The sequence below is a fragment of the Brevundimonas sp. genome (assembly GCF_036400995.1).
GTDB lineage: Bacteria > Pseudomonadota > Alphaproteobacteria > Caulobacterales > Caulobacteraceae > Brevundimonas.
Genome location: NZ_DASWWG010000079.1, coordinates 1 through 9,468, shown reverse-complemented (window position 1 = coordinate 9,468; position 9,468 = coordinate 1). Strand labels below are relative to the sequence as shown.

The window sequence follows — 9,468 nt, the reverse complement described above, 5'->3', positions numbered from 1 at the left end:
CCATCGACCGTTCCAACGGCGAAGTCATTGCCCGCACCGTCGATATCGAGGGCAAGGATTCCTACGTCTCGACGATCATCGTGAAGAAGGGCTCGGGCATCACGATCGAGGACGTGGCCGCCTGCGGCAAGCGTTACACCTTCGGCATTGGCGACGCCCAGTCGACCTCGGGCACCCTGGCCCCGATGACCTATTTCTTCAGCCCGCGGAACATCAATCCGACCGAGTGCTTCGCCACCGTCCGTTCGGCCAGCCACCAGGCCAACTCCTTCTCGGTCGCCAACGACCAGGTCGACGTGGCGACCTCGAACTCGGTCAACACCATCTTCCTGCGTCGCCAGAACCCGGACATCGCCGACCAGATCGAGGTCATCTGGCAATCCCCCCCGATCCCGGAGTCGGGCATCCTGATCCGCGGCGACCTGCCGGAAGACGTGAAGGCCAAGATCCGCCAGTTCTTCACCACCTACGGCCAGGGCTACGGCCCGGACGTCGCGCGCCAGCGCGAGATCATGACCAAGCTGAACTACTCCCAGTTCCGCGCCGCCGATAACAGCTACCTCGACCCGATCCGCGAGATGAAGGCCGATCAGGCGCGCCGTGAAGGCCGTCCGTCGGAAGTCGCCCCGCCGTCGCGCAGCGCCCAGATCGCCCAATGGACGCCCTTCGTCCTGATCGCCCTGCTGGCCGTCTTCGCCATCATCCTGAACCTGCTGCCCAAGCGAGCCGCCCCGACCCTCGCCGCCGACGAGATTCCGGCGCCGCCGAAGAAGTCGATGGCCGCCTGGTCGCTGGACCTGCTGCTGTGGGGCGGTTTCGCCATCATCCTGATCGCCGCCTTCAACCGCGTCGACCTGCCGAACCTCGGCAACCTCTTCTCCAACCCGGAGAAGATGCAGCGCTACGGCCGCGAGTTCCTGAACCCTGACTTCAGCCAGTGGCAGCTGCTGGTCGGCCAGATGTGGCTGACGGTGCAGATCGCCCTGTGGGGCACCTTCCTGGCGGTCTTCATCGCCGTGCCGCTCAGCCTGATGGCCTCGCGCAACCTGTCGCCCAGCTGGCTGGTGTGGCCGGTGCGTCGCGTGATGGACCTGCTGCGTTCGGTGCCGGACCTCGTCGTCGCCACCCTGTTCATCGTGGCCGTGGGCCTCGGCCCGCTCGCCGGTGTTCTGGCCATCGCCTTCAACACTGCCGGCGTTCTGGCCAAGCTGTTCTCGGAAGCCGTCGAGTCGATCGACAAGGGGCCGATCGAGGGCGTGAAGGCGACCGGCGCCGGCGGCCTGCACGAGATCGCCTGGGGTGTGATCCCGCAGGTGGCCCCGCTGTGGACCTCCTTCGCCCTGTACCGCTTCGAATCGAACAGCCGCGCCGCCACCGTGCTGGGCCTGATCGGCGCCGGCGGTATCGGCCAGACCCTGTTCGAAAGCCTGCAGGGCTTCGAATACGCCAAGGTCTCGACCATCGCGATCATCATCGTCGTGGCCGTCACCCTGATCGACATGCTGTCGCAGGCGATGCGCAAGCGGCTCCTCTGAGCCGCCCGCCATCGGCGCACGAAAAAGCCCGCCCCGTGATCCACGGGGCGGGCTTTCTGTTTCTGTCCCTGAAACCGGGGCTCAGACCCGCTTCAGATCCGGCGGCGTGGCCTCGTCGGTGAGGATGCGGATGGCCTCCTCGACGGTGACGATCTCCTGCGCCTGCGAGCCGAGGCGGCGGATGGCGACCTTGCCTTCCTCGGCCTCCTTCTTGCCGACGACGGCGATGACCGGGACCTTGGCGACCGAGTGCTCACGCACCTTGTAGCCGACCTTCTCGTTGCGAAGATCAGTCTCGACGCGCAGGCCCGCGGCGCGGAACTTGGCCGCCACCTCTTCCGCATAGCCGTCGGCGTCCGAGACGATGGTCGCCACCACCGCCTGCACCGGCGCCAGCCACAGCGGGAAGGCCCCGGCGTAGTTCTCGATCATGATGCCGATGAACCGCTCGAAGCTGCCCAGGATCGCGCGGTGCAGCATGACCGGACGGTGCTTCTGGCCGTCTTCGGCGATGTAGGTCGCATCCAGACGTTCCGGCAGGACATAGTCCAGCTGGATCGTGCCGCAGGTCCATTCGCGGCCGATGGCGTCCTTGACGATGAAGTCCAGCTTGGGCGCGTAGAAGGCGCCGTCGCCCTCGGTCACCACCGGCTCGGTTCCGGCGGCGCGGGCTGCGTCGGCCATCAGGGCCTCGGCCTTGTCCCAGAACTCGTCCGTGCCGGCGCGGTTCTCGGGGCGGGTGCCCAGGCTGATGTAGGCCGTCTCCATGCCCAGGTCGGCGTGGACGCTGCGGGCCAGCTTGATGAACTCGGCCGTCTCCTCGACGATCTGGTCCTCGCGGCAGAAGATGTGGGCGTCGTCCTGGGTGAAGCCGCGCACGCGCATCAGGCCGTGCAGCGAACCCGACGGCTCATAGCGGTGGCAGGCGCCGAACTCGGCCATGCGCAGCGGCAGTTCCCGGTACGAGCGCTGGCCCTGATCGAAGATCTGCACGTGGCCCGGGCAGTTCATCGGCTTCAGGCTCAGTTCCTCGCCCTCGACCGTCTCGCAGACGAACATGTTGGGGCGGTACTTGTCCCAGTGCCCGCTCTGTTCCCAGAACTTCCGGTCCAGCACCTGCGGGGTCTTCACCTCGACATAGCCGGCAGCGTCCAGGCGACGGCGCATATAGGCCTCCAGCACGCGCCACAGGACCCAGCCCTTCGGGTGCCAGAAGACCATGCCCCGGCCCTCTTCCTGCATGTGGAAGAGCTCCATGGCCTTGCCGACCTTGCGGTGGTCGCGCTTCTCGGCCTCTTCCAGACGCAGCATGTAGGCGTCCAGATCGGCCTGGTTGGCCCAGGCCGTCGCATAGATGCGCTGCAGCTGCTCGCGCTTGGAGTCGCCGCGCCAGTAGGCCCCGGCCACCTTGGTCAGCTTGAAAGCCTTGCCGACGAACTTGGTCGACGGGAAGTGCGGGCCCCGGCACAGGTCGGCCCAGGTCCCCGTGCGATAGACGGTGATCGTCTCGCTGGCGGGCAGGTCGCGGATCAGCTCGGCCTTGAACTTCTCGCCCTTGGCCTCGAACATCGCCACGGCCTCGTCGCGGTCCCAGACCTCGCGGACCAGCTTCTCGTCGCGGTCGACGATCTCGGCCATCCGCTTCTCGATCGCGGCGAAGTCGTCCGTCGAGAAGGGCTCCTCGCGGAAGAAGTCATAATAGAACCCGTCCTCGATGGCCGGGCCGATGGTCACCTGGGTGCCGGGGAACAGCTCCTGCACCGCCTGCGCCAGAATGTGCGCGGCGTCGTGGCGGATGGTCTCCAGCGCGTCGGGGTCGTCGCGCATGATCAGCTTGAAGTCGCCGCCGGCCTCCAGCGGACGGTCCACGTCCCACTGCTGGCCGTTGATCTCGACCAGGGCGGCGCGCTTGGCCAGCGAGGGCGAGATGGAGGCGGCGACATCACGGCCCGTGGCGCCGTCGTCATACTGTCGGCTGGCGCCGTCGGGGAATTTGAGTTCGATCATCGGTCTGTCTTTTCGGGCGGCGGCGGCACCGGATCATAGGTCCAGTCCATGCCGCTGAAGGGATGGCATTTACAGAGGCGTCGGACGGTGAGCCATCCCCCCTTGAGCGGTCCGTGCTGGATCAGCGCGTCCCGGCCATAGTCGGAGCAGGTTGGTCGAAACCGGCACTGCTGACCGATCAGGGGCGACAGCGTCACCTTGTACCCGCGATGGGCCAGGCGGACGCCGCGTTCATAGAGGGTATCGCCGAGGGCCATGTCGCCGCGCTTATCCCCCGCGAGTGCGGTTACGACAAGCGACGATCAGGCCGCGCCGGCGAGGCTAGTTCGGGTGTCGGGGGTCTTGCGGCTCAGGGCGTCCCGCACCGCGTCCAGCGTCGCCTCGATGGCGACCATGGTCGAGGCGTGGCGCGCCGGATAATCGGCCACCAGCTTCAGGGCGCGCAGGCCTTCGAACCGGCCCTCGGGCCCTTCGCCGCCGGATTTCAGCATGGCCAGCATGGCGTCGCGCGCGGCGGCCAGTTCCGGCTCGGTCGCGCCGATCACGGCCGCGCCCAGCACGCCCGCGGCGGCCTGGCCGAGAGCGCAGGCCTTCACGTCCTGCGCAAAGCCTTCGATCCGCCCGTCGCCGTCCAACGTCACATCGACCACGGCCTTCGAGCCGCACAGCTTGGCGACGCGCTCGCCGGTGCCTTCCGGCGCAGGCAGGCGGCCGCTGTGCGGCAGGTTCGCCGCCAGCGTCAGGATGCGCGCGCTGTAGAGCTCGTCGATCATGGGCTGAAGATAAGGGCTGTGGGCGGGGGAGGGAAGCTCTCAACCCCTCTCCCTTGGGGAGAGGGTGGGGCCCGCCGACGCAGTCGGTGGGAGGGTGTGGGGATTGGGCGGTGGGGTGGCGCGCGCGGGGGGCGTGAGCCAGATGCGGTCTGGACCGTGACCCCACTCCCTCCCACGCCTGACGGCGTGGGCCCCTCCCTCTCCCGATGGGAGAGGGGCTCACAATGCCAGCCGCATCCCGTTCGCCCCGATCTCCAGCGCCGCATCGCCATAGTCGGCCAGCTTCGGATGATCGGTCTGCAGCGGATGCGTCCAGGCCGCCGTCACCACGACCACGCCCGCGCCCGCCGCCTCGCCGGCCCGGATCCCCGCCTCGGCGTCCTCGAACACCAGACAGTCGGCGATGTCGACGCCCAGCCGTTCGGCCGCCAGCCGGTAGCCCATGGGGTCCGGTTTGCCGCGCGCGACCTGTTCGGCGGTGATCATCAGGGCGGGCGGCGTCACCCCTGCCGCCTTCAGCCGCGCCTCGGCCAGAGGCACGGTCGCCGAGGTCACCACGGCCCAGCGGTCGGGCGGCAGGCGTTTCACGAAGTCGACGGCCCCGGCGATGGGGACGACGCCGTCCAGATCCTCGATCTCGCCGCGCTCGACCCACGCCACCTCGGCGTCGAGGTCGATGTCCGGCAGGTCCTGCTTGCGGATGGTGTCGGCGGCGCGGACGCCGTGGATGGTCGGGATGAAGGCGGCCACGTCCAGCCCGTGCCGTTCGGCCCAGCGGGACCAGACGCGCTCGGCGGCGGCGGTGGAGGTGATCAGGGTTCCGTCCATGTCGAACAGGAACGCCTGCCAGAGGCGGGGCGAAGCCGGGGGAGGGGAGGCCATGCCCCTGTTCACCACAGGGGCGGTCGGCGACGCAACCCGGTCAGCCCCCCGATCAGCTGCCCTGCAGCGAGCCCCAGGTGCGCGTCGGGGCGGCGGCGGCCTGCTGTCCGCCCGCGGCGTTGCGGGCGTTCAGCCAGGCCAGATTGCTGTCAGCCTGTTCCGGCGGAAGCTCGCGACGCAGGATCTGCTCCGCCTCGCCCATCCGGCCGTTCAGGCCCAGCACCAGCGCCAGGTTCAGCCGCACCTTCAGCGAGGCGCCCGGCTGGGCGGCGGCGCGGCGCAGCAGGGGTTCGGCGCCGGCGTTGTCGCCCTTGGCCATGGCCGAGACGGCCATATTGGTCAGGACGTCGGGGTTCTCGGGCGACAGGGCCAGGGCCTGGGCCCAGGCGGCGCGGGCGTCGTCGGCCCGGCGCACCTGCTCATAGGCCGTGCCCAGCAGCGACCACGACCGCCAGTCGTTCGGGCGCGCATCCCGCGCCTGCTCCAGCGCCTGAATGCCGTAGAAGGCCTGCCCGCGGGCGATGTGGCCGCGCCCGACCTCCAGCATGGCGTCATAGTTGGTCGGCTGGACCATCAGCACCCGCTGGGCCATGTCCGCCGCCTGATCGTAGCGCCCCAGCTCGCGCAGGGCCTGCGCCGCCTTCACGCCCGCGATCGGATCGGTCGGCGCGATCTCGGCCTCCTGCGTCCAGAACACCGAGCGGGTCAGGGCGTCGGCGCGGTCGGCGGCGGCCCGGGCCTCGGGACCCGCGGGCGTCGGCATCGGCGCCGCGGCCGCGGGTTGGGCGGCCGGCTGCTGCTGCGCCAACACAGGCGTGGCGAGGAGGCTGAACAGGGCAATGGTTGCGAGACGGGCGGTCGTGCGCGACATGGAAAGGCGCTCCGGAAAGATCGCCCCAAGAATCGGTCTTCCGCGTCAACTGCTGGTTAACAAAGGCCGCCGCCATGTCCGTTCTGCATCCCGACCTCCTGACCGCCGACGCCACGGGCGCGCTGCCGGTGCGCGTGGTGGGCAAGGATGCGGCCCTGTCGGGCGCCGAGGCGGCCTGGGCCGCCGCCAATGACTTCACCGGCAAGGCGGGCCAGCTTCTGCTCCTCCCCGGCGCCGACGGCGCCTTGACCGGGGCCCTGTTCGGCGCGGGCGACCGGTTCGAGCCGCTCGCCGCCCGCGCCCTGTCGGTCAAGCTTCCCGCCGGCCTGTGGCGGCTGGAGGGTGTCGAGGGCGAGGCCGCTTCGCAGGCCGCCCTGGCCTTCGCCCTCGGGGCCTATCGTTTCGACCGCTACAAGACCCGGCCCGCGCCCGGCGCCCGCCTCGCCGTGCCCGGCGTCGACGTTCAGCCGCTGCTCGACATCGCCGCCGCCTGCGCCCTGACGCGCGAGATGGTCGACACCCCCGCCGCCGACATGGGCCCGCTGCAGATCGAGACCATCGCCCGCGAGATCGCGGCGGCCGGCGGCGCGACGATCTCTGTCGTCACCGGCGACGCCCTGCTGGAAGAAAACTACCCCTCGGTCCACGCCGTGGGCCGCGCCGCCGCCCCGCACCGGGCCCCGCGCGTCATCGAGATCGGCTGGAACCTGGACAAGACCGACCTGCCGCTGGTCGCCCTCGTCGGCAAGGGGGTGGTCTTCGACACCGGTGGTCTGGACCTCAAGCCCGCCGCGGGCATGCGCAACATGAAGAAGGACATGGGCGGCTCGGCCCATGTGCTGGGCCTCGGCCGTCTGGTTATGCAGGCCAGGCTGCCGGTGCGGCTGGTGGTGCTGGTCGCCGCCGTCGAGAACGCCGTCTCCGGCGACGCCTTCCGCCCCGGCGACATCCTCCAGACCCGCAAGGGCCTGACCGTCGAGGTGGGCAATACGGACGCGGAAGGCCGCCTGATCCTCGCCGACGTCCTGACCCGCGCGGCGGAACATTCGCCCGACCTGACGCTGGACTTCGCCACCCTGACCGGCGCCGCCCGCATGGCGCTGGGGCCGGAACTGCCGCCGCTCTACACCGACGACGAGGCGCTGGCCGCCGACATGTTGTCCGCCGCCGCCGCCGTCAGCGACCCCCTGTGGCGCATGCCGCTGTGGCCCGGCTACAGGCCCGCGCTCGAGGCCGAGATCGCGGACCTGCGCAACGACCCCGCCGCCTGGGCTCAGGCCGGTTCGGTCACCGCCGCCCTCTTCCTGCAGAAGTTCGCGCCCGGGACCGGCGCTTGGGCGCATCTGGACATCTTCGCCTGGAACCCCCGCGCCCGCCCCGACTGGACCGAGGGCGGCGAAGCCCAGGGTCTGCGCGCGGCGTTCGAGATGATGCGGCGCCGCTTCGCGGCGTAGGGAGTAGGAATTAGGGCTTAGGATTTAGCGGGTTCGTGCAGCTGTGTGCGGTTGCGTGATCTCCCCAATTCCTACTCCCTAAGCCCTAATCCCTCCCCGTTAACCGCCCCTCCACCACCGCGCGCTACAACACCGGCTCAACCGGACGAGCCTCGTTTGACCGCAGCCGCCGACATCCTCGACCCCCGCATGACGCTGGCCCGGCCCGATCTGGCCGAGCAGGCGCTGGAGGGCGTTATCCCCGCCGCGACCTATCGCGCGACCCGGGCGATGCGCTGCGCCGCGCCCGTGGCCGACATCCGGGGCGAGGCCGGCGCGCGCATCGACCAACTGATCTTCGGTGAGATTTTCGACGTTCTGGACGCTGACGGCGACCGCCTGTGGGGCCGCGCCCGCCGCGACGGCGTGGTCGGCTGGGTCAGCCGCGCCGACGTCATCGACGGCGCCGTCCTGCCGACCGCCCGCGTCGCCTCCGTCGATGCGGCCCTGCCGCTGAACGCGCTCGTGATCGAGGGCGAGGACCCCAGCTTCCAGCCCGTCGGCGCGTTCGAGGCCGATCCCGTCGCCGTGGCCGAACGCCTGCTGGGCGTGCCCCACGTCCCCGGCGCCCGCACCTCGCGCGGCACCGACTGCGCCGGTCTGGTGCAGCAGGCCCTCTACGCCTGTGGCCGCGCCGCCCCCCGCTATCCGGACCAGCAGGCCGAGCTGGGCGTTGAAGTCGCCCGCGCCGACGCCCGTCGCGGCGATCTGGTCATCTGGCTGCACGACGACCTCGGACCGTGGAACGGCCACTCCGCCCTCCTGCTCGACGCCGACCGCGTCCTGCACGCCACCGGCCACCACGGCGCGGTGGTGGTCGAACCCCTCGCCGAGGCCGAGGCCCGCTACGCCGCCGACGGCTTCCGGGCGGCGGTGTTCAGGCGGATTTAGGTTTCACTGTTCTCCCTCCCCGAACGGGGAGGGTGTCGGCGAAGCCGATGGGTGGGGGCGGCTCGGCAACGCATCCGTGCTCCCGTCGCCGAGCCCTCCCCACCCGGCCTCGCTACGCTCAGCCACCCTCCCCGTTCGGGGAGGGAGAGGGTCAGTCCAAAACGAAAAAGGCCCCGCTGTCGCCAGCGGGGCCTTTCCGTATCTGTCAGTGACCTTAGTGGGCCGGAGCGGCCGGGGTCGCCTGGGTGGTCGCCGGAGCGGCCGGGGCGGCGGCCGGAGCTGTGGCCTCGGTGGCGGCGGCGCCTTCGGTCGGGGCGGGAGCGCCCTCGGCCGGGGCCGCGCCTTCCGCCGGAGCGGCGGCGCCCGGCTGACGCGCGGGGTCCGGCGCCGGGATGGCGTAGCCGCCCGAGCCCTGCGAACGCAGCCAGGCGATCAGGTTGATGCGGGTCTGCTGGTCACGAATGCCGGCGAACGACATCTTGGTGCCCGGCACGTAGCGGGCCGGAGCGGTGATGAACTGGTCCAGTTCGTCATAGCCCCAGGTCGGCGCCTCGGCCTTGTGGGCGCCCATGGCGTCCGAATAGGCGAAGCCCGCGCGGTGCATGACCGGGCCGCCCACGACGCCGAACAGGTTCGGGCCGATGCCGTCAGCGCCGCCCTGGGCGTTGTTGTGGCAGGCCTGGCAGCGTGCGAAGGCGGCTTCACCGGCGGCCAGGTCGGCGGTCGGCAGGACCGTGCCCCAATCCGGCGGCAGCACGACCTCTTCCCCGCCCGCGGCCTCTTCCGGCGCGTCGACGAAGTAGCCCATCTTTTCGGGGGCTTCAGAGTGATAGATCGCTCCGGTCACCTGCTGCACGCCGATGATCACGAAGGCGGTCGCCAGGCCGGCGCCGAGAATCTTGTTCCACTTCAGGTCGCCGCTCATCCGCGTCGTCGCATCCCGTAGGTTAGGGCCCGTCCGTTGGCACGTCGGGCGAATTCTTGCGTGGGCGTCTCTTACACGCTAGCGCGACCTT

Annotated in this window: 9 protein-coding genes and 1 pseudogene; 4 read left to right on the top strand and 6 right to left on the bottom strand. The window is 70.4% G+C overall.

All coding sequences use genetic code 11. From position 1 onward, the window contains the following. Positions 1 to 2: 2 nt before the first annotated feature. Together phnD and phnE are read left to right on the top strand one after the other, a co-directional pair. A pseudogene (gene phnD / locus VGE03_RS11445) lies at positions 3 to 497 on the top strand (phosphate/phosphite/phosphonate ABC transporter substrate-binding protein); the annotation flags it as partial. A gap of 279 nt (positions 498 to 776) precedes the next feature. Continuing rightward, positions 777 to 1,535, top strand: a complete 759-nt coding sequence (gene phnE, locus VGE03_RS11440) for a phosphonate ABC transporter, permease protein PhnE (protein WP_331046604.1) — start codon at positions 777 to 779, stop codon at positions 1,533 to 1,535. 81 nt (positions 1,536 to 1,616) lie between these two features. Here the strand turns inward: phnE and thrS are convergent, their stop codons facing one another. The 5 genes from thrS to VGE03_RS11415 form a co-directional block, all read right to left on the bottom strand. Next, on the bottom strand, positions 1,617 to 3,542 hold the full coding sequence (gene thrS / locus VGE03_RS11435) for a threonine--tRNA ligase (protein ID WP_331046603.1): 1,926 nt from the start codon (positions 3,540 to 3,542) through the stop codon (positions 1,617 to 1,619). Further along, positions 3,539 to 3,799 (bottom strand): membrane protein insertion efficiency factor YidD, encoded by a 261-nt coding sequence (yidD, locus tag VGE03_RS11430; RefSeq protein WP_331046602.1) that lies wholly within the window; start codon positions 3,797 to 3,799, stop codon positions 3,539 to 3,541. Before yidD ends, thrS begins: the two co-directional genes overlap by 4 nt. A gap of 45 nt (positions 3,800 to 3,844) precedes the next feature. Continuing rightward, complete coding sequence (locus VGE03_RS11425; RefSeq protein WP_331046601.1) at positions 3,845 to 4,315, bottom strand: iron-sulfur cluster assembly scaffold protein; 471 nt, start codon at positions 4,313 to 4,315, stop codon at positions 3,845 to 3,847. A 219-nt stretch (positions 4,316 to 4,534) separates the two neighbouring features. Continuing rightward, entirely contained in the window at positions 4,535 to 5,197 is a 663-nt protein-coding gene (locus VGE03_RS11420) for an HAD-IA family hydrolase (RefSeq protein ID WP_331046600.1), read from the bottom strand. A 52-nt stretch (positions 5,198 to 5,249) separates the two neighbouring features. Then, a complete protein-coding gene (locus VGE03_RS11415) occupies positions 5,250 to 6,068 on the bottom strand; it encodes a tetratricopeptide repeat protein (protein WP_331046599.1) in 819 nt (272 codons plus the stop codon). A 74-nt stretch (positions 6,069 to 6,142) separates the two neighbouring features. Between VGE03_RS11415 and VGE03_RS11410 the strand changes: the two genes are divergently transcribed. Together VGE03_RS11410 and VGE03_RS11405 are read left to right on the top strand one after the other, a co-directional pair. Then, the gene (locus tag VGE03_RS11410) at positions 6,143 to 7,522 is read left to right on the top strand and encodes a leucyl aminopeptidase family protein (RefSeq protein ID WP_331046598.1); all 1,380 of its coding nucleotides are present in this window, start codon (positions 6,143 to 6,145) and stop codon (positions 7,520 to 7,522) included. Between the two features lie 156 nt (positions 7,523 to 7,678). Beyond that, positions 7,679 to 8,452, top strand: a complete 774-nt coding sequence (locus VGE03_RS11405; RefSeq protein WP_331046597.1) for an NlpC/P60 family protein — start codon at positions 7,679 to 7,681, stop codon at positions 8,450 to 8,452. A 214-nt stretch (positions 8,453 to 8,666) separates the two neighbouring features. Here VGE03_RS11405 and VGE03_RS11400 read toward each other — a convergent pair whose 3' ends face one another. Further along, positions 8,667 to 9,377 carry a cytochrome c family protein gene (locus tag VGE03_RS11400; protein ID WP_331046596.1) on the bottom strand — a complete coding sequence of 237 codons (711 nt, stop codon included), beginning with the start codon at positions 9,375 to 9,377 and terminating at the stop codon, positions 8,667 to 8,669. Positions 9,378 to 9,468: the final 91 nt, after the last annotated feature.

Excerpts from the sequence above, each read along its gene's own strand:
- thrS (WP_331046603.1), bottom strand. The coding sequence starts at position 3,542 with ATGATCGAACTCAAATTCCCCGACGGCGCCAGCCGACAGTATGACGAC.
- VGE03_RS11400 (WP_331046596.1), bottom strand. The coding sequence starts at position 9,377 with ATGAGCGGCGACCTGAAGTGGAACAAGATTCTCGGCGCCGGCCTGGCG.
- VGE03_RS11425 (WP_331046601.1), bottom strand. The coding sequence starts at position 4,315 with ATGATCGACGAGCTCTACAGCGCGCGCATCCTGACGCTGGCGGCGAAC.
- VGE03_RS11410 (WP_331046598.1), top strand. The coding sequence starts at position 6,143 with ATGTCCGTTCTGCATCCCGACCTCCTGACCGCCGACGCCACGGGCGCG.
- VGE03_RS11420 (WP_331046600.1), bottom strand. The coding sequence starts at position 5,197 with ATGGCCTCCCCTCCCCCGGCTTCGCCCCGCCTCTGGCAGGCGTTCCTG.
- phnE (WP_331046604.1), top strand. The coding sequence starts at position 777 with ATGGCCGCCTGGTCGCTGGACCTGCTGCTGTGGGGCGGTTTCGCCATC.
- VGE03_RS11415 (WP_331046599.1), bottom strand. The coding sequence starts at position 6,068 with ATGTCGCGCACGACCGCCCGTCTCGCAACCATTGCCCTGTTCAGCCTC.
- yidD (WP_331046602.1), bottom strand. The coding sequence starts at position 3,799 with ATGGCCCTCGGCGATACCCTCTATGAACGCGGCGTCCGCCTGGCCCAT.